This window comes from Pseudomonas fragariae (ex Marin et al. 2024), assembly GCF_059621105.1.
On sequence record NZ_CM184369.1, the window covers coordinates 497911 to 516786 of the forward strand.

The window sequence follows — 18876 nt, forward strand, 5'->3', positions numbered from 1 at the left end:
TTTCATTCGATAGATAAAAAGCTAGTCTGGTAACACTTCTGACAAGGTACTGGTAATGCAGCTACGTAATTCATCCTCTCGCTACGGTCTGGTCAGCATGGTGCTGCACTGGGGTGTGGCTGCTGTCGTGTTTGGAATGTTTGCGCTGGGGCTGTGGATGGTCGGGCTGGATTACTACGATACGTGGCGCAAGGCGGGCCCTGATCTGCACAAGAGCATCGGCATCACGTTGTTTGCAGTCATGTTGATCCGTGTGGTCTGGCGCCTGCTCAGTCCGCCACCACCGCCGTTGACCAGCTACAGTAAGTTGACGCGCATCGGTGCCGCATTCGGCCATCTGTTTTTGTACGTCGCACTGTTTGCCGTGATGTTCGCCGGGTATCTCATCTCCACCGCCGACGGCGTGGGGATTCCGATATTCGGCCTGTTCGATGTGCCCGCGCTGGTTTCGGGCCTTCCTGATCAGGCAGAAACGGCTGGCTGGATTCACCTGTATCTGGCCTGGGTCATCGTGATATTCGCGGGGCTCCATGGTCTTGCTGCATTGAAACACCACTTCATCGATCGCGATGTGACCCTCAAGCGTATGCTGGGTCGTAATTGATTGTTCAACCAAAACGGGAATAAACGCATGTTGAAGAAGTCTCTCGCCGCTCTGGCTCTGGGTACCGCATTGTTGTCTGCTGGCCAGGCCATGGCTGCCGACTACGTTATCGACAAGGAAGGTCAACACGCATTCGTTGACTTCAAGATCAGCCACCTGGGCTACAGCTTCATCCACGGTACCTTCAAGGACTGGGACGGCACGTTCAGCTTCGATGCTGCCAAGCCTGAAGCCAGCAAGATCAATGTCGAGCTGAAAACCGCCAGCCTGTTCACCAACCACGCTGAGCGCGACAAGCACATCTCCAGCAAGGATTTCCTGGACGTTGCCAAATACCCGGAAGCCAAATTCGTTTCCACCGCAGTCAAATCGACTGGCGAGAAAACGGCTGACGTCACTGGCGACCTGACCCTGCACGGCGTGACCAAGCCAATCGTCATCAAGGCAACCTTCAACGGCGAAGGCAAGGATCCATGGGGTGGCTACCGTGCCGGCTTCAACGGTACTTCGACGCTGAACCTGAACGACTTCGGCATCAAGGGCCCAGGCCCTACGTCGCAGACGCTGGATCTGGACATCAGCTTCGAAGGCGTACAGAAGAAGTAATTGCACGCTTGATCGACAAAACGCCGACCCTTGGGTCGGCGTTTTTGTGGGTGCTGCCCAGGATCGAACGCGGAGCGTCCAAGGCTGCGCTACTACGCGGAGCGCTTATCTTCATATACAAGCCCTGAAAAGCTCGGAGGACGGCGCTTTCAGGTTTCTGCCCGCAGGGCGTGGGAGCGAACTTGTTCGCGAAAGGGCCTGTATATTCACCGAAAATGCATCGTCTGAGCTGAAGCCTTCGCGAACAAGTTCGCTCCTACGGCCTTCGGCCAGAATCAAAAACAGATTTACGTATACGCAGAGTGCGGGAGCGATCATCTCGCACGACGATCATCGATACAACAAACAAAAACGCCCCGAGCAAGTCGGGGCGTTTTTAGTGTTGCGTGGCTGTCAGCTGTCGCGGTTGCGGGTCAGCAGGGCCGGTTTTTCACCGCGTGGACGGCTCGGCAACTGGTCCAGTTGCTCGGCAGACGGGAAGCGGTCGATCTTGGATTCCTTGTGCACGATCTTCGGCTGAGGCTGGCCGTCGCGGGGTGCGCGTGCGACCGGCTCCTGACCTTCACGTGGCAAGGGTTGCTCTTCACGTGCCGGGCGACGGCCACGTGGCTGACCATCACGCGAGCGTGGTGCCGATGAGCCCGAGCCGTTGCGCTTTGGTGCGCCACTGCCGGAGCCGTTGCGAGCGCCACCGGCAGGGCGACCCGGATTGGCCGGGCGAGCTGCGCCGCCAGCGGCCGGTGCGGCTGCGCCAGGCGCGGCGGCAGGGCGGCGACCACGGTTCTGGCCTTTGCCCTGATAAGGACTGACGTAGTCAGCGCGGTTGCCGAAGTTGTCTACTTCGTCGTCACGGAACTCGTCCGGTGCACGATCGGCTGCCGGACGCGGTGTGGCGGGTTGCGATGCACGCTGTTCGCTGCGAGGCGTGCCCTCACGAGGTTTTTTTTCGCGTGGCTGCCTTGCAGGGCGTTCGCCAGTGGCGGATGCAGCGGCAGGTTTTTCCTTGCCTTTATCCTTGCCCTTGTCGCGACGACCACCGTTGTTCTTGTCGCCATCGCCACGTGCAGGACGTGCGCCACGCGAGTTGCGAACATCCGGACGCTCACGCACTTCCGGCTTCTCAGCCTCGACTGCGGTGATGTCGAAGCCCATCAGGTCGCCGTCGGCGATCTTCTGCTTGGTCATGCGCTCGATGCTTTTGAGCAGCTTCTCTTCGTCCGGCGCAACCAGCGAAATGGCTTCACCGGAGCGACCGGCACGGCCGGTACGACCGATACGGTGCACGTAGTCTTCGTCGACGTTGGGCAGCTCGAAGTTGACGACATGCGGCAACTGATCGATATCCAGGCCGCGTGCGGCGATATCGGTCGCGACCATGATGCGTACATCACCTGCCTTGAAGTCAGCCAGGGCCTTGGTACGGGCGTTCTGGCTCTTGTTGCCGTGGATCGCGACAGCCGCAAGGCCGTGCTTGTCCAGGTACTCGGCCAGACGGTTGGCGCCGTGCTTGGTGCGGGTGAAGACCAGCACCTGTTCCCAGGCACCGACGGTAATCAGGTGCGCCAGCAGCGAACGCTTGTGGTTGGCTGCCAGGCGGAAAACCCGTTGCTCGATACGCTCGACCGTGGTGTTCGGCGGCGTGACTTCGATGCGCTCGGGGTTGTGCAGCAGCTTGCCAGCCAACGACGTGATGTCATTGGAGAAGGTGGCCGAGAACAGCAGGTTCTGACGCTTGGCCGGCAGCCGCGCGAGGACCTTCTTGACGTCATGCACGAAGCCCATGTCGAGCATCCGGTCTGCTTCATCGAGCACCAGGATTTCGACGTGGGACAGGTCGACACTGCCTTGGCCGGCCAGGTCGAGCAGGCGGCCGGGGCAGGCCACCAGGACGTCCACACCACGGGACATGGCCTGAACCTGCGGGTTCATGCCGACGCCGCCGAAGATGCAGGCGCTGACGAACTTCAGGTCGCGGGCATAGAGCTTGAAGCTCTCGTGCACCTGTGCGGCCAGTTCGCGGGTCGGGGTCAGGACCAGAACGCGCGGTTGACGCGGGCCGTGACGCTGGGATTTGTCCGGAACACCATTGGGAAACAGCCGCTCCAGAATAGGGAGGGCAAAACCGCCGGTTTTACCAGTACCGGTCTGTGCCGCAACCATCAGGTCGCGACCTTGCAACACGGCGGGAATGGCCCGCTGTTGCACGGGGGTAGGCTGGGTATAGCCGGCTGCCTCGATGGCGCGGACTAAAGCCTCGGAGAGACCGAGGGAAGCAAAGGACATGAGTAATCCTGTTCTGTTGGAGCTTAAGCTCAAGGGATGTCTTGCCTGGCGCGAATGGCGTGTAAAGACAACGCGATCCCGTCCGGTCCTGCCGGGTCTTCAGTGCATTCCGTGACGTCTGCGCTTGATGAAAATTGCGCTGTTGGCGTGAACGGATGACGATTGCAAGACCGGGCGTCCGGGCGTAAGCCTGGCGGGAAGGCTGGAGTATAACAGAGCGAGCGCAATACGCCGCTTTCCTGCTGCCCAACGGTGTATGAGGCCGCGATCCCCCGGAAACTGCCGGTCGGATCGCGGTGCCGCAGCCGTTTTCAGCGTGGCAGTTGCAGGTTGTTCCACACCGCCAGGCTCGGTTCCGCCTGGTTCAGGGTGTAGAGGTGCAGGCCGGGAGCGCCACCTTGCAGCAGTCGTTCGCACATCTGCGTGATGACTTCTTCGCCAAACGCCTGGATGCTTTGCACGTCATCGCCGTAGGCTTCCAGCTGTTTGCGAATCCAGCGCGGGATTTCCGCACCGCAGGCATCCGAGAAACGCGCCAGCTTGCTGTAGTTGGTGATCGGCATGATGCCCGGCACGATCGGAATGCTGACGCCCATCTTCTCGACACGCTCGACAAAGTTGAAATAGCTGTCGGCGTTGAAGAAGTACTGAGTGATCGCACTGTCGGCGCCGGCATTGGCCTTGTTGACGAAGTGCTTGAGGTCGTCTTCGAAATTGCGCGCCTGCGGATGCATTTCCGGGTAGGCGGCGACTTCGATGTGGAAGTGGCTGCCGCTTTCCTGGCGAATGAAGCTCACCAGGTCATTGGCGTGACGCAGTTCACCGCTGGCCATGCCCATGCCGGATGGCAGGTCGCCGCGCAGTGCCACGATGCGTTTGATGCCCGCATCCTTGTACTGCGCCAACAGGTTGCGCAGGTCATCCTTGCTGTCGCCTACGCAGGACAAATGCGGCGCAGCAGGGACTTTGATCTCGTTTTCCAGCTGCAGCACGGTATTGAGCGTGCGGTCGCGGGTCGAGCCACCGGCACCATAGGTGCAGGAGAAAAAATCGGGGTTGTACGTAGCGAGCTGACGAGCAACGGTCAGCAGCTTTTCATGTCCAGCGTCGGTCTTGGTAGGAAAGAACTCGAAGCTGAAGCGGCGTTCTTGAGACATGGGGGAGGAGGCCTCCAGCTTTTAGCTGCAAGCTACAAGCTGCAAGAGGGCTGTATGCCTGGCTCCGCAGCCTCATGCTTACCGCTCACGGCTGTGTAATAACGATAAAGAAACGAGCGTCAAGCTCAAGCTGCAAACAAGAGAAATGCACTTGCTTGCAGCTTGAAGCTTATCGCTTGCAGCTATCTATCAATAGCGATAAGCGTCTGGCTTGAACGGACCTTCGACGGTCACGCCGATGTAATCGGCCTGGGTCTTGGTCAGCTTGGTCACAACGCCACCGAAGCCGCGGACCATTTCCAGGGCCACTTCTTCGTCGAGTTTCTTCGGCAGTACTTCAACGGTCAGACGCTCGGCTTTCCTGGCCGGTGCCAGGTCGGCGTACTTCTGCTCGAAGAGGAAGATCTGCGCCAGAACCTGGTTGGCGAACGAGCCATCCATGATGCGGCTTGGGTGGCCAGTGGCGTTACCCAGGTTGACCAGACGGCCTTCGGCCAGCAGGATCAGGTAGTCGTCGTTCTGTGCGTCGAACGAGCCCGGGCCGGTACGATGGATCTTGTGAACCTGTGGCTTCACTTCTTCCCATGCCCAGTTCTTGCGCATGAAAGCGGTGTCGATTTCGTTGTCGAAGTGACCGATGTTGCACACCACAGCACGCTTTTTCAGCGCCTTGAGCATGTTGGAGTCGCAAACGTTGACGTTACCGGTGGTGGTCACGATCAGGTCGATCTTGCCCAGCAGCGCCTTGTCGATGCTCGCTTCGGTGCCGTCGTTTTCACCGTCGATGAACGGCGAGACCAGCTCGAAACCGTCCATGCAGGCCTGCATGGCGCAGATCGGGTCGACTTCGGTCACTTTGACGATCATGCCTTCCTGACGCAGGGACTGGGCCGAGCCCTTGCCCACGTCACCGTAGCCGATCACCAGCGCCTGCTTGCCGGACAGCAAGTGGTCGGTGCCGCGCTTGATGGCGTCGTTCAGGCTGTGACGGCAGCCGTACTTGTTGTCGTTCTTGCTCTTGGTCACCGAGTCGTTGACGTTGATGGCCGGGATTTTCAGCTCGCCCTTGGCCAGCATGTCCAGCAGGCGGTGCACGCCCGTGGTGGTTTCTTCGGTGACACCGTGGATCTTGTCCAGCATCGCCGGGTATTTCTTGTGGATGATCTCGGTCAGGTCGCCGCCGTCGTCGAGGATCATGTTGGCGTCCCATGGCTGGCCATCCTTGAGGATGGTCTGCTCGATGCACCACTCGTATTCTTCTTCGGTTTCGCCTTTCCAGGCGAACACAGGAATGCCGGCAGCAGCGATGGCCGCGGCAGCCTGGTCCTGAGTCGAGAAAATGTTGCACGACGACCAGCGAACTTCGGCACCCAGGGCAACCAGGGTTTCGATCAGTACGGCGGTCTGAATGGTCATGTGGATGCAGCCGAGAATCTTCGCGCCTTTCAGCGGCTGATTACCGGCGTATTTGCGACGCAGACCCATCAGGGCAGGCATTTCGGATTCGGCGATGATGGTTTCGCGGCGACCCCAGGCGGCCAGAGAAATATCGGCAACCTTGTAGTCATTGAATTCTGCGGGCGTCATTACAGCACTCATTGAGAGTCTCCATTCCATAAAAATGCGAATGGGCGCCGTTGTGCGTTTAAGGTTTGCCGGTCGAGGATCGTCCTGGCAAACAACGCCCCATCCGAGCCTGACAGGGAAAACCTGCTGCAGCGCCCCTCGGACAGGTGGCGGGAACGGTATCAAGCGTAGATGACCGTTTTGAAACGTTTGGCAGTATAGCGGTGCTCGCGATTCTACCCAAGGCTTTCTGTCGGTTTAAAGGCCATCCAATTGCCATCTGTCTGTAATAGGGTCGATGCACAGTCGCTATGACCCAGGCATGGGCGCGGGCCGCCGGCTCTGCCATCATGCAGCTATCCATCGGCCAGACGCTCAGGAGTGACCATGAATTTCCACACCCGCAAATGGGTAAAGCCCGAAGACCTCAACCCCAACGGCACGTTATTCGGCGGCAGCCTGCTGCGCTGGATCGATGAAGAGGCGGCGATCTACGCGATTGTTCAGCTGGGTAATCAGCGGGTGGTGACCAAGTACATCTCGGAAATCAACTTCGTCAGTGCCTCGCGTCAGGGCGACATCATCGAACTGGGCATCACCGCTACAGAGTTCGGCCGCACCTCGATCACCCTCAAATGCCAGGTGCGCAACAAGATCACCCGCAAAAGCATTTTGACCGTCGAGAAGATCGTGTTCGTCAACCTCGACGAAGACGGCCAGCCTGTGCCGCATGGCCGGACTGAAATTCGCTACATCAAGGACCAGTTCGACGTAGAGGACTGATGCTCAGGTCGCTGAACACGCGGAGCATGGGCACGATAGTGTTCTTGCGCAAACCTGCCGTGCCTGGGCACGACAGTTACAGAATGATCGTTCCTCACGCTCCGCGTGGGAATGCCTTTCATGACGCTCCGCGTCATCCATAAAAGCAGGGTTCAGCCCTTGGCCTGCAACGCGCGCAACCATGCCAGACCTTCGCTGGTATCGCCTTTCGGGCGATATTCGCAACCGATCCAGCCGCTGTAGCCCAGTTCGTCGATGACGTTGAACAGGTGCTCGTAGTTCAGTTCGCCCAGGTCCGGTTCGTTGCGATCCGGCACCCCGGCGATCTGGATGTGGCCGATGCCTGCAAAGTCACGACGCAGTTTGCTGGTCAGGTCGCCTTCGACGATCTGGCAGTGGTAGCAGTCGAACTGCACCTTCAGATTGTCGGCGCCCACCAGCTTGCAGATGTCCTGCGCCTGATCCTGGCGGTTGAGGAAGAAGCCCGGCATGTCGCGGGTGTTGATCGGCTCGATCAGGATCGTGACGCCTGCGCTCTTGGCTTGCTCAGCCGCGAACGCCAGGTTCTCCAGATAGACCGCCTGATGACGCTCACGCAACCCTTCGTTGGGCAGCAGACCGGCCATGACATGCACACGGTCATTGCCCAGCACCTGCGCATATTCCAGTGCCCGCTCGATACCGCTGCGAAATTCCGCTTCACGGCCCGGCAGGGTGGCAATGCCTCGCTCGCACGCGTCCCAGTCGCCCGGTGGAGCGTTGAACAGCGCCTGCACCAGACCGTTGTCGCTCAGGCGCTGCTTGAGCTCCTGCGGCGTGTAAGCATAAGGAAACAGGTACTCGACCGCGCCGAAACCGTCGGCAGCGGCTGCGGCAAAGCGCTCAAGAAAATCATGCTGCGGGTACAGCATGCTGAGGTTGGCGGCAAAACGAGGCATGTTAACTCCAGTCTTCAAAGGGTCAGACGAATGGCCAAAGCAGCAGGGTGATCACAAAGCCCAGTGTGCCGAGCAGCGTGACCAGTACGGTCCAGGTGCGCAAGCCGTCGGCGACGTTGAGGCCCGCCAGCTTGGTGAACATCCAGTAACCGGCATCGTTGATGTGCGACATGGCCAGGCCGCCACCGCCCATGGCCAGACACAGCAGCGCCAGGTGGTTGGCGCTCAGGTCCAGTGTGGCGATCAGCGGGCTGAGAATGCCTGCGGTGGTGACCAGCGCAACGGTGGTCGAGCCCTGAACGGCACGCAGCAGCAGGGTCAGCAGGAAGCCCAGCGCGAGTACCGGCAGACCGGTGTTGCGCAGCGCTTCGGAAACCACGGCACCTATGCCGGTGTCGACCAGCACCTTGCCGAATACGCCACCGGCGCCGGCAATCAGGATCACCATCGCGACACCCGGCAAGGCCGAGCCGATCACGTCGGACACCTGAGTACGGCTCCAGCCGCGACGCGAGCCCAGCAGCCAGGCGCACAGCAGGGTATCGATCAGCAGCGCAACCAGAGGCGCACCCAGTACGGTCAGCACCGCGCGCAGTGTGGACGTGGCTGGCAGCATGGTGGTGGCCAGCGTGCCCATCAGAATCAGCACGATCGGTAGCAGGATCAGCGCGATGATCAGTCCGAAACCCGGTGCGGGCGCGGGCGGCAGCTTGCTTGCCAAGCTGCTGGCGCTCTCTTCGACGCCCATTGTTCGGGTTTCGCTCGCTTCGCGCACAGCGGAATAATCGTTGCGCGCCCAGGCTTCCAGATCTTCGTTGGTGACATGCGGGCCATAGACTTCGGCGCGGATGTCATCGGTCATCGGGTAAGTCTTGCGGGTCATGCGCCCCGCGACGAAGTAGCCGATCATGCACAGCACGGCAACGATCGGGATGCCCAGCATCAGCACCCGGCCCAGGTCCGCGCCCAACTGGCTGGCGGCGGCAACAGCGCCAGGATGCGGCGGCAGAAACGCGTGCACGGCGAGCAGTGCAGCGCACATCGGCAGCGCGAAAATCAGCAGCGGCTTGCGTGCCGCACGCGCCACACCATAGGCCAGCGGCATGAGAATGATCACGCCGACCTCGAAGAACACCGGAATGCCGACCATGAAACCGGCAACGGTCAGCGCCAGAGGCGTGCGCCTGTTGCCGAAGCGGTTGATCAGGGTCTTGGCCAGTGCTTCGGCCCCGCCGGACAGCTCGATAATGCGCCCGATCATTGCGCCCAGGGCGATGATGATCGCGATATGGCCGAGCGTCTTGCCCATGCCGCCTTCAATGGTGGCGACCAGATCGGCCGGTTTAACACCGGCGACCAGCGCCACGATAATGCTCACCAGCATCAGGGCGACAAACGGCTGGAATTTGTACTTGAGCACCAGAAACAACAGCAGTGCGATGCCCGCACCGGCCACGACCATCAACATGAGCGGCGTCATGCCCGTGCACTCCGGTCAATGGCGGTAAAGACTGACAACGAAACAGCGGGGTAGGGATGAGTCATGCTCTCGATTCCTGTTGTTATTGTTTTCGACCGGGAGGCGCAGTGCGCCTCGCGATCACCGTGTGTCCGTTACCACCTGGCGTCGAACACCTGACGCAGCTCTTCAAGCGCCGCCGGGGCCAGCGGTGCAGGTTTGGGGTTGCTCATCAGCCACAGACGGGCAGTCTCTTCCAGTTCCTCAAGGGCATAGCAGGCCTTGGCCACCGAGCTTTCCCAGACCACCGGGCCGAGGCGCTCGAGCATCACGCCGCGCACGCTGTTGGCCAGTTCCGCCACGCGCTCGGCGACTTTCGGCGAGCCTGGACGTTCGTAAGGGATCAATGGGATATGCCCGACCTTCATGACCTGATACGGCGTCAGCGGCGGCAGAATGTCGTCTTCCTGCCACACCCCGGCCAGGGTCAGGGCGACCAGATGCGTCGAGTGCGTGTGCACCACACCACCGACCTGCGGATTGCGGTCGTAGACCTCGCGGTGCAAGGCCAGGGTTTTGGACGGCTTGCTGCCGGACACCCATTCACCGGCCAGATTGACCTTGGCGATATCGGCCGGGTCCATGCGCCCCAGGCAGGCGTCGGTCGGGGTAATCAGCCAGCCGTCGTCGAGTCGTGCGCTGATGTTGCCGGCGCTGCCAACCGTATAGCCGCGGCCATACAGCAAACGGCCGACGTCGCAGATTTCCTGACGCAGTGCGTTTTCATCGATCATCAGGCAGCCCCCGCCAGTTGCTTGAGCGCCTTGGCGAAGAAGTCGCGCGCACCGAAGTTGCCGGATTTGAGGGCCAGGGCCAGCGGTTGTGTGCCGCTGCTCACCGTGGCCGGAACGCCCGGATCGATCTGTGCGCCGATTTGCAGCAACTGCACGCCCAGTGCCTGAACCACGGCACCGGAGGTTTCGCCACCGGCAACCACGAAACGGCGCACGCCTGCGTCCAGCAGCCCTTTGGCGATTTCACCAAGTGCAGCTTCGACCATAGCGCCGGAGCGTTCGACGCCCAGTTCTTGCTGCACGGCTTTGACTTCGTCCGGAGTGCTGGTGGCGTAGATCAATACGGTCTGCCCGGCGTCTCTGGCAAAGGCCAGCGCCTGCTCGACCACTGGCTTGCCAGCGGCCAGCTCCAGCGGATTGATGCGCAGCGCAGGGCGATCGGCTTCCAGCCAGGCCGCGACCTGACCATTGGTGGCGACCGATGCGCTACCCGCCAGTACCACTTCGCCGCCACTGATGGCGACCTGTTTGGCCGCATCGATATCGCGCAGCTTGCCCGCCTTGCGGAAGTTGCCCGGCAGGCCCAGCGCCAGCCCCGAGCCACCGGTCAGCAGCGGCAAGTCGGCGCAGGCTTCGCCGAGGGTGTACAGATCCGCATCCGACAGGGCATCGGCAATCGCCATGCTCACACCTTCGGCGCGCAGCTCGGCAATTCTGTTGCGCACGCCTTCGACGCCCTGGGCAATGCTGTCATAGCGCAACAGGCCGACCTTGTGGCTAGTCTGCGCTTGCAGCACACGCACCAGATTGGCGTCGGTCATGGGCGTCAGCGGGTGGTTCTGCATGCCCGATTCGCTGAGCAACTGGTCCTGCACGAACAGGTGACCACGGAAAATCGTGCGGCCGTTTTCCGGGAAGGCCGGGCAGGCGAGGGTGAAATCGCTGCCCAGTTGCTCCAGCAGTGCTTCGCTGACCTGACCGATGTTACCTGCAGCAGTGGAATCGAAGGTCGAGCAGTACTTGAAGAAGATCTGCTCGCAGCCGCGCTCGCGCAGCCATTCCAGAGCAGCCAGGGATTCAGCCACCGCCTCGGCGCTGGGCGTGGTACGCGATTTCAGGGCGATGACAATCGCGTCGGCGTCCAGACCGGCCGCCATCTCGGCGCTGGGGATGCCAATGCTCTGCACGGTGCGCATGCCGCCCCGCACCAGCATGTTGGCCAGGTCGGTGGCGCCGGTGAAGTCATCGGCAATGCAGCCCAGCAGCGGGCGAGCGTTATTCAGGCTCATCAGGCGCTCCTCAGGCTTTTTCTGGCATGGCTTTCGGCAACTCGATGCCCGGGAAAATCTTGATCACGGCCGAGTCATCCTCGCGACCGAAGCCGGCGCTGGATGCCTGCATGAACATCTGGTGCGCGGTGGCCGAGAGTGGCAGCGGGAATTTGCTGCTGCGTGCGGTATCCAGCACCAGGCCGAGGTCCTTGACGAAAATGTCCACGGCCGACAGCGGCGTGTAATCGGCATTGAGGATGTGCGGCACGCGGTTCTCGAACATCCACGAGTTACCGGCACTGTTGGTGATCACTTCATACAGCGCGTCAGCATCGACACCTTCGCGCAGGCCCAGAGCCATGGCTTCGGCGCTGGCGGCGATGTGTACGCCCGCGAGCAGTTGATTGATGATTTTGACTTTCGAGCCCAGACCGTGGACGTCGCCCAGGCGATAGACCTTACCGGCCATGCCGTTGAGGATGGCTTCTGCCTTGGCGTAGGACTCGGCCGGGCCGGAGGTCATCATGGTCATCTGGCCAGCGGCCGCCTTGGCGGCACCGCCGGAGATCGGCGCATCGAGGTACAGCAGGTTCTGTGCAGCCAGACGCTCGCCCAGTTCGACGGCGAAGGTGGGCGCGACGGTGGCGCAACCGATGACCAGGCAGCCCGGACGCAGCGCGGCAATGGCGCCGTTTTCGCCAAACAGCACGGTTTCGGTCTGCTCGGCATTGACTACGACTGTGATGATCACATCGCAGGCAGCGGCCATGCTGGCCGGAGAATCACAGGCCACCCCGCCTTCCTGGGCGAATGCTTCGGTCACGCTGGTGCGCACATCACAGGCATGCACAGTGAAGCCGCTACGCAGCAACGAGCGAGCAATGCCCAGACCCATCGCACCCAGGCCGATAACGCCAACGTTTTTGCCAGTCATGCAGTAATCCTCGAAGTCAGTGCCGATGCCTGTGAAGCCGACATTCGGACGTTATTGTTCTGATCTGTGAATCGGATAGTGAATCAATGAGTAAATAATGTGAAGTATTTTTATTTTTCACAAAATTTAACATCGATAGGCTTTTTCCATCGCGCACAAAAAAGCCCCTGTGCGGGGCTTGATTGAAAACCATGATGTTCGGCGTGCTGCGCCGTCTTTCACGAATCAGAATTTCGGCACTGGCGCGCTGGTGGCGTTTCGCAGTGAGCCGCTTTCCTGACGCACGACTTCTTTGGGCTTGTACGCGCAATAACCGGGGCGCGGCCCGACTTTCGGGTGGTTGCGGCAGGTGTCCGGGCGCTTGTCATAGATGGTGCACAGGCGGCTTTTGCGGTCCAGGTACAGGCAGTCGTTGTTGCTCATGCGCTGCAAGGTGAAGATCTCGGACTTCTGGTTGTAGCGCTCGACGATGCCTTCTTTCTGCAGACGCTTGGCGATGTTCTTCGCCGGGTCGCCGCGTTCGAACTCATCGACGATGCCGATGCGGATCAGGTCCTTGATCTTCACTTCTACCGGCAACGTGCAGCAACTGGACACGCAGCCCCCGCACATGTGGCTGGAGTATTTGGCCCAGGTGTCGATGCGATCGAGTTCTGCGGCGGCGATCAAGGTGGGTTTCATTTCAGGTCAGGCTTCCGGGTGTATCGGGGCGCGCGATCATACCGGTCTGCAGCGATTTGCAGAAATCAAAAATTGCCGAAGCGACTGTCGGTCAGGTGTGGGGAGGCAGTCGGCTGCAGCGTCCGCGCCTGCCGAGCGCAGTCGGTCAGCAGGCGCGGTGTCTCAGTGGGGGCTCAGGACTTGAGCTTGTCGTCGGCCCTGAACATGCTGCGGATGCCACGAACGGCCTGGCGGATGCGGTCCTGGTTCTCGATCAGGGCGAAGCGCACATGATCGTCGCCGTACTCACCGAAACCGATGCCCGGCGAGACACACACCTTGGCTTCGGCCAACAGCTTCTTGGCGAACTCCAGCGAACCCAGGTGCGCATAGGCCTGTGGAATCTTCGCCCAGACGTACATCGAGGCCTTGGGGTTCTCGACCATCCAGCCCAGTTCGTGCAAGCCCTTGACCAGTACGTTGCGGCGTTGGCGATACTGCTCGGCAATGTCGAGCACGCATTGCTGATCGCCTTCCAGCGCGGCAATCGCCGCCACCTGCAGTGGCGTGAAGGTACCGTAGTCGTGGTAACTCTTGATCCGCGCCAGTGCATTCACCAGTTCGGGGTTGCCGACCATGAAACCAATCCGCCAGCCGGCCATGTTGTAGCTCTTGGACAGGGTGAAGAACTCCACGGCAATGTCCTTGGCACCCGGCACCTGCATGATCGACGGGGCTTTCCAGCCATCGTAGACGATGTCGGCGTACGCCAGGTCATGCACCACCAGCACGTCGTACTGTTTGGCCAGGGCCACCACGCGCTCGAAGAAGTCCAGCTCCACACATTGCGCAGTCGGGTTGGACGGAAAGCCCAGAATCATCATCTTCGGCTTGGGAATCGAGCCGCGAATGGCTTTTTCCAGCTCGTCGAAGAAGTCCACGCCAGGCACCAGCGGCACCGATCGCACCTGGGCGCCGGCAATCACGGCACCGTAGATGTGGATCGGGTAACTGGGGTTGGGCACCAGCACCGTGTCGCCCTGGTCCAGTGTGGCGAGCATCAGGTGGGCCAGGCCTTCCTTGGAACCAATGGTCACGATTGCTTCGCTTTCAGGGTCGATGTCGACCTCGTAGCGCTTCTTGTACCAGTTGGAAATCGCCCGGCGCAGGCGTGGAATGCCGCGCGAGGTGGAGTAGCCGTGGGTGTCTTCGCGCTGGGCGACGGTGATCAGCTTGTCGACGATGTGCGGCGGTGTGGCCCCGTCGGGGTTGCCCATGCTCAGGTCGATAATGTCCTCACCGCGACGACGAGCAGCCATTTTCAGCTCGGCGGTGATGTTGAACACGTAAGGGGGGAGTCGATCGATGCGCGCAAAGCGGCGCGGCGAACCTTGGTCTGCCATGAGTATCTCGCGTACGTAAGCGCCCGGAACCGTCCGAGCGACGTGGCCACATGAGGCGGCCTGCCGAGGAAGATAGATGGGCTGATAGCCTTTTGTCCATCGGGATCTGCAACGCCGTGCCAAGACCGATATTCGGACCCCACCAAACCACCCGGCGGTGTAGAATCGGCGCTATTCATCGCCAGTCATCCCCGGCGGGTTTATGAGCTCAGGCCGAGTACACGGTGATCCCGTGGTGTTCGGTTTCTTCGCTGCCTGCGGTCACTGCCGCTGGTCCGCGACGTCAATAGAAGCTCACTCCCTTCCTGATTCAGCCTTATTTTTGCCGGAGTGCTCCAATGCCTGATTACCGCTCGAAAACCTCCACCCACGGCCGCAACATGGCCGGCGCCCGTGCCCTGTGGCGCGCCACGGGCATGAAGGACGAAGACTTCAAGAAACCGATCATTGCCATTGCCAACTCCTTCACCCAGTTCGTACCGGGCCACGTCCACCTCAAGGACATGGGCCAGCTGGTCGCGCGTGAAGTCGAACGCGCCGGTGGCGTGGCCAAGGAATTCAACACCATTGCGGTCGACGACGGCATCGCCATGGGCCACGACGGCATGCTCTATTCGCTGCCGAGCCGCGAGATCATTGCCGACTCGGTCGAGTACATGGTCAACGCGCATTGCGCCGACGCCATCGTGTGCATTTCCAACTGCGACAAGATCACCCCCGGCATGCTGATGGCGTCGTTGCGCCTGAACATTCCGGTGATCTTCGTCTCCGGCGGGCCGATGGAAGCGGGCAAGACCAAACTGGCCAGCCACGGCCTGGATCTGGTCGATGCGATGGTCATCGCCGCCGACTCGACGGCCAGTGACGAAAAAGTCGCCGAGTATGAGCGCAGCGCCTGTCCGACCTGCGGGTCGTGTTCCGGCATGTTCACCGCCAACTCGATGAACTGCCTGACCGAAGCGCTGGGCCTGGCCCTGCCGGGCAACGGTTCCGCACTCGCCACCCACAGCGACCGCGAGCAACTGTTCCTGCAGGCCGGCCGCACCATCGTTGACCTGTGCCGTCAGTACTACAAGGAAAACGATGATTCGGTGTTGCCGCGCAACATCGCCAACTTCAAGGCGTTCGAGAACGCCATGACGCTGGACATCGCCATGGGCGGTTCGACCAACACCATCCTGCACTTGCTGGCGGCGGCTCAGGAAGCCGAGATCGACTTCGACCTGCGTCACATCGATCGTCTGTCGCGCAAGGTGCCGCAGCTGTGCAAGGTCGCGCCGAACATCCAGAAGTACCACATGGAAGACGTGCACCGCGCGGGCGGGATCTTCAGCATCCTCGGCGAGCTGGCGCGTGGCGGCCTGCTGCACACCGACCTGCCGACCGTACACAGCAAGACCCTGGCCGAAGGCATCGCCAAATGGGACATCACCCAGACTGACGACGAAGCCGTGCACACCTTCTTCAAGGCAGGCCCGGCGGGCATCCCGACGCAGACCGCGTTCAGCCAGTCGACCCGTTGGGACAGCCTGGATGACGACCGTGAAAACGGCTGCATCCGTAGCGTCCAGCACGCCTATTCGCAGGAAGGTGGCCTGGCCGTGCTGTACGGCAACATCGCCCTGGACGGCTGCGTGGTGAAAACCGCCGGTGTCGACGAGTCGATCCACGTCTTCGAAGGCAATGCGAAGATCTTCGAAAGCCAGGACAGCGCGGTGCGCGGGATTCTTGCCGATGAAGTCAAAGCGGGCGACATTGTCATTATCCGCTACGAAGGCCCGAAAGGCGGTCCGGGCATGCAGGAAATGCTCTACCCGACGTCCTACCTGAAGTCCAAGGGGCTGGGCAAGGATTGCGCGCTGCTGACTGACGGCCGTTTCTCGGGCGGTACGTCCGGCCTGTCCATCGGCCACGCCTCGCCGGAAGCGGCGGCAGGTGGCGCGATTGGTCTGGTGCGTGACGGTGACAAGGTGCTGATCGACATCCCCAATCGCTCGATCAACCTGCTGATCGACGAAGCCGAGATGGCCGAGCGTCGCACCGAACAGGACAAGAAAGGCTGGAAGCCTGTCGAGTCGCGTCCGCGCAAAGTGACCACCGCCCTCAAGGCCTACGCCCTGCTGGCGACCAGCGCCGACAAGGGCGCCGTGCGTGACAAGGCGTTGCTGGACAAACTGGTGCCTTGATCCGCATCGGTAGAAGGTAAAAGCAAAAGCCCGGCAGAGATGCGGGGCTTTTTGCTGCGTTTGAAAAAGCAGCGCTTACTTGCGGTCGGCAATCACCCCGATCAGCACCAGCACCACCAGCAGCACCGGTGCCAGGCTGTAGTTGTTGAACTGGCTGAGGCCGCGCACTACCCACGGTGTGGCGTAGATCAGCGCCGCGCCGCTGCCCACGGCGCACAGCAAGGCGATGAGCGGGATGCGCAGGGCGCCGGTAATGCCGCTGATTCGCTGTTCCAGCCAGCCTTTGATGTCCGAGCCGAACAGCACCAGCAGGCAGCCCACCAGCGCGAGCGCGATTTCCGAGAGATTGCTGCGACTCCAGCGCGAAACGGTGGCGAGCAAGTCGAGTACGAAATCCATGCAGGGTCCTTAGATCAGAAAGTATTGCAGCAGGTCATTGAGGAACAGCTGGCCTTGTGGCGTGGCGATCAGGCGTGTCGGGTCCTGGTGCAGCAAGCCCTTTTGTTCAGCCTGTCGACGCGCCTCGGCCAGCGAATCGAGGCTTAGACCGGTTCTTTCGCGAAATAACGCAGCGTCCACACCATTTGTCAGTCGCAGTGCGTTCATCAGGAATTCGAACGGCAATTCATCGAGCGGCAACAGCTTGGAACCGGCCTGAAACGGCTTGTCCGGGTTCAGGTAATCCTTGGGCAGCCGGGTTTTCCAAGTACGGACAATGCGCCCGTCCGGGTGGCTCAGCTTGCCGTGTGCGCCTGCGCCGATGCCGATGAAATCACCGAACGCCCAATAGTTGAGGTTATGCCGCGCCGGTTTCCCGGGCTGTGCATACGCCGACACTTCGTATTGCGCGTAGCCATGAGTGGCCAGCAACTGCTGTCCGGTTTCCTGAATGTCCCAGAGAATGTCGTCTTCGGGCAGCACCGGTGGCTGATTCCAGAACACCGTGTTGGGCTCCAGGGTCAGTTGATACCAGGACAGGTGGGTCGGCGCGAGGGCAATGGCCTGGCGCAGATCGGCCAGCGCCTCGTCCTGGGATTGATCCGGCAGGCCGTGCATCAGGTCCAGGTTGAAGTTGTCGAAACCGGCCCGGCGCGCCATGTCGGCAGCACGAATCGCTTCGTCACCGTTATGAATGCGGCCCAGCGCCTTGAGTTTGGATTCCTGAAAGCTCTGAATGCCGATCGACAACCGATTGATGCCCAGGCCGCGATAGGCGCTGAACTTGACCTGTTCGAAGGTGCCGGGGTTGGCTTCCAGGGTGATCTCGATGTCGCTGGCAAAGCGGATGCGCTGTTCGACGCCTTGCAGCAGGCGCCCCAGCGCATCGGCGCTGAACAGGCTCGGCGTACCGCCACCAAAGAAGATCGATTGCAGCTCGCGGCCGTAGACGTGCGGCAGGTCAAGGTCGAGGTCGGCGAGCAGGGCGTCGACATATTCCTGTTCCGGCAGCACCGGGCTGGCGGTGTGCGAGTTGAAGTCGCAGTACGGGCATTTGCGCACGCACCACGGAATATGGATGTACAGCGACAGCGGCGGCAGGTGCGGCAGTGCAGGGCGCGGGCTCTCCGACGAGAAGCCGCTCTCGCCGAGAAACAGCGGCTGCGCAGGCGAATCGTGGGTCATTGCAGACCCAGGCGTTGCCGCAACAGGACCATGGCGCGGGCGCGGTGGCTGAGCTGGTTTTTTTCGGTCGGGCCCAGTTCGGCGCTCGAGCAGTTGCGCTCCGGCACCCAGAACAGCGGGTCATAGCCGAAGCCGTGTTCGCCGCTGGCGGCGTGCAGGATGCGCCCGTGCCACAGTCCTTCACAGAGGATCGGCAATGGGTCGTCGGCGTGGCGTACCAGTGCCAATACGCACACGAACTGCGCACCACGCTGTTCGTCCGGCACGTCTTTAAGCGCCTCCAGCAGCTTGGCGTTGTTGGCGGCATCGCCCTGGCCATCGGCGTAGCGTGCTGAATAGATACCCGGCGCACCGCCGAGAAAGTCCACTGCCAGCCCCGAGTCGTCGGCCAGCGCAGGCAGGCCGGACAGGCGCGCGGCGTTGCGTGCCTTGAGGATCGCATTCTCGACGAAGGACAGGCCGGTTTCTTCCGGCTCCACCAGACTGAACTCGCTGACCGAGCGCAGCGTTACGCTGTCGCCGAGCATGGCCTGGAGTTCCTTGAGTTTGCCGCCATTGTGGCTGGCCAGTACGAGTTGTGTGAGGTTCATGGTTGGCCTGTCGTGGTGC

The 18876-nt window shown here is 61.2% G+C and carries 17 protein-coding genes and 1 riboswitch; of the genes, 4 read left to right on the forward strand and 13 right to left on the reverse strand.

Annotated features, from left to right (window positions below; genetic code table 11):
* Positions 1 to 55: 55 nt before the first annotated feature.
* Together AC54XV_RS02295 and AC54XV_RS02300 are read left to right on the forward strand one after the other, a co-directional pair.
* The gene (locus tag AC54XV_RS02295) at positions 56 to 604 is read left to right on the forward strand and encodes a cytochrome b (RefSeq protein ID WP_011266415.1); all 549 of its coding nucleotides are present in this window, start codon (positions 56 to 58) and stop codon (positions 602 to 604) included.
* 27 nt (positions 605 to 631) lie between these two features.
* Positions 632 to 1210 (forward strand): YceI family protein, encoded by a 579-nt coding sequence (locus AC54XV_RS02300; protein ID WP_002551707.1) that lies wholly within the window; start codon positions 632 to 634, stop codon positions 1208 to 1210.
* Positions 1211 to 1603: 393 nt separating this feature from the next.
* On the opposite strand, the gene rhlE2 is transcribed toward AC54XV_RS02300, so the two are convergent.
* The 3 genes from rhlE2 to ahcY all read right to left on the reverse strand — a co-directional run bounded on the left by rhlE2 (position 1604) and on the right by ahcY (position 6249).
* Positions 1604 to 3493 carry an RNA helicase RhlE2 gene (rhlE2, locus tag AC54XV_RS02305; RefSeq protein WP_003316710.1) on the reverse strand — a complete coding sequence of 630 codons (1890 nt, stop codon included), beginning with the start codon at positions 3491 to 3493 and terminating at the stop codon, positions 1604 to 1606.
* Positions 3494 to 3804: 311 nt separating this feature from the next.
* Positions 3805 to 4650, reverse strand: a complete 846-nt coding sequence (gene metF, locus AC54XV_RS02310) for a methylenetetrahydrofolate reductase [NAD(P)H] (RefSeq protein ID WP_003404519.1) — start codon at positions 4648 to 4650, stop codon at positions 3805 to 3807.
* Between the two features lie 189 nt (positions 4651 to 4839).
* On the reverse strand, positions 4840 to 6249 hold the full coding sequence (gene ahcY, locus AC54XV_RS02315) for an adenosylhomocysteinase (RefSeq protein ID WP_148193313.1): 1410 nt from the start codon (positions 6247 to 6249) through the stop codon (positions 4840 to 4842).
* 23 nt (positions 6250 to 6272) lie between these two features.
* Positions 6273 to 6383: riboswitch (S-adenosyl-L-homocysteine riboswitch) on the reverse strand.
* 220 nt (positions 6384 to 6603) lie between these two features.
* Between ahcY and AC54XV_RS02320 the strand changes: the two genes are divergently transcribed.
* On the forward strand, positions 6604 to 6999 hold the full coding sequence (locus tag AC54XV_RS02320) for an acyl-CoA thioesterase (RefSeq protein WP_003404521.1): 396 nt from the start codon (positions 6604 to 6606) through the stop codon (positions 6997 to 6999).
* Positions 7000 to 7151: 152 nt separating this feature from the next.
* Here AC54XV_RS02320 and otnI read toward each other — a convergent pair whose 3' ends face one another.
* From otnI to alaC, 7 genes are all read right to left on the reverse strand, one after another.
* Positions 7152 to 7937: a 2-oxo-tetronate isomerase gene (gene otnI / locus AC54XV_RS02325; RefSeq protein WP_496717775.1), complete on the reverse strand. Its 786-nt coding sequence runs from the start codon at positions 7935 to 7937 to the stop codon at positions 7152 to 7154.
* A gap of 22 nt (positions 7938 to 7959) precedes the next feature.
* The gene (locus AC54XV_RS02330) at positions 7960 to 9417 is read right to left on the reverse strand and encodes a GntT/GntP/DsdX family permease (RefSeq protein WP_116865714.1); all 1458 of its coding nucleotides are present in this window, start codon (positions 9415 to 9417) and stop codon (positions 7960 to 7962) included.
* Between the two features lie 134 nt (positions 9418 to 9551).
* On the reverse strand, positions 9552 to 10190 hold the full coding sequence (gene otnC / locus AC54XV_RS02335) for a 3-oxo-tetronate 4-phosphate decarboxylase (protein WP_011266420.1): 639 nt from the start codon (positions 10188 to 10190) through the stop codon (positions 9552 to 9554).
* Positions 10190 to 11479, reverse strand: coding sequence for a 3-oxo-tetronate kinase (otnK, locus tag AC54XV_RS02340; protein ID WP_024659465.1), 1290 nt, complete (start codon positions 11477 to 11479; stop codon positions 10190 to 10192). The genes otnC and otnK overlap by 1 nt, the downstream gene beginning before the upstream one ends.
* 10 nt (positions 11480 to 11489) lie before the next feature.
* Positions 11490 to 12395: an L-threonate dehydrogenase gene (gene ltnD / locus AC54XV_RS02345; RefSeq protein ID WP_496717777.1), complete on the reverse strand. Its 906-nt coding sequence runs from the start codon at positions 12393 to 12395 to the stop codon at positions 11490 to 11492.
* Between the two features lie 225 nt (positions 12396 to 12620).
* Positions 12621 to 13076, reverse strand: coding sequence for a YkgJ family cysteine cluster protein (locus tag AC54XV_RS02350; RefSeq protein WP_002551717.1), 456 nt, complete (start codon positions 13074 to 13076; stop codon positions 12621 to 12623).
* A 173-nt stretch (positions 13077 to 13249) separates the two neighbouring features.
* Positions 13250 to 14458: an alanine transaminase gene (alaC, locus tag AC54XV_RS02355; RefSeq protein WP_003404530.1), complete on the reverse strand. Its 1209-nt coding sequence runs from the start codon at positions 14456 to 14458 to the stop codon at positions 13250 to 13252.
* A gap of 338 nt (positions 14459 to 14796) precedes the next feature.
* Between alaC and ilvD the strand changes: the two genes are divergently transcribed.
* Positions 14797 to 16644, forward strand: a complete 1848-nt coding sequence (gene ilvD / locus AC54XV_RS02360) for a dihydroxy-acid dehydratase (protein WP_496717780.1) — start codon at positions 14797 to 14799, stop codon at positions 16642 to 16644.
* Between the two features lie 75 nt (positions 16645 to 16719).
* On the opposite strand, the gene AC54XV_RS02365 is transcribed toward ilvD, so the two are convergent.
* From AC54XV_RS02365 to rdgB, 3 genes are read right to left on the reverse strand one after another with little or no spacing between them, the layout of a single operon-like run.
* A complete protein-coding gene (locus tag AC54XV_RS02365) occupies positions 16720 to 17043 on the reverse strand; it encodes a DUF3392 domain-containing protein (RefSeq protein WP_002551720.1) in 324 nt (107 codons plus the stop codon).
* 9 nt (positions 17044 to 17052) lie between these two features.
* A complete protein-coding gene (gene hemW, locus AC54XV_RS02370) occupies positions 17053 to 18267 on the reverse strand; it encodes a radical SAM family heme chaperone HemW (RefSeq protein WP_011266423.1) in 1215 nt (404 codons plus the stop codon).
* Positions 18264 to 18857, reverse strand: coding sequence for an RdgB/HAM1 family non-canonical purine NTP pyrophosphatase (gene rdgB / locus AC54XV_RS02375; protein ID WP_011266424.1), 594 nt, complete (start codon positions 18855 to 18857; stop codon positions 18264 to 18266). Before rdgB ends, hemW begins: the two co-directional genes overlap by 4 nt.
* Positions 18858 to 18876: the final 19 nt, after the last annotated feature.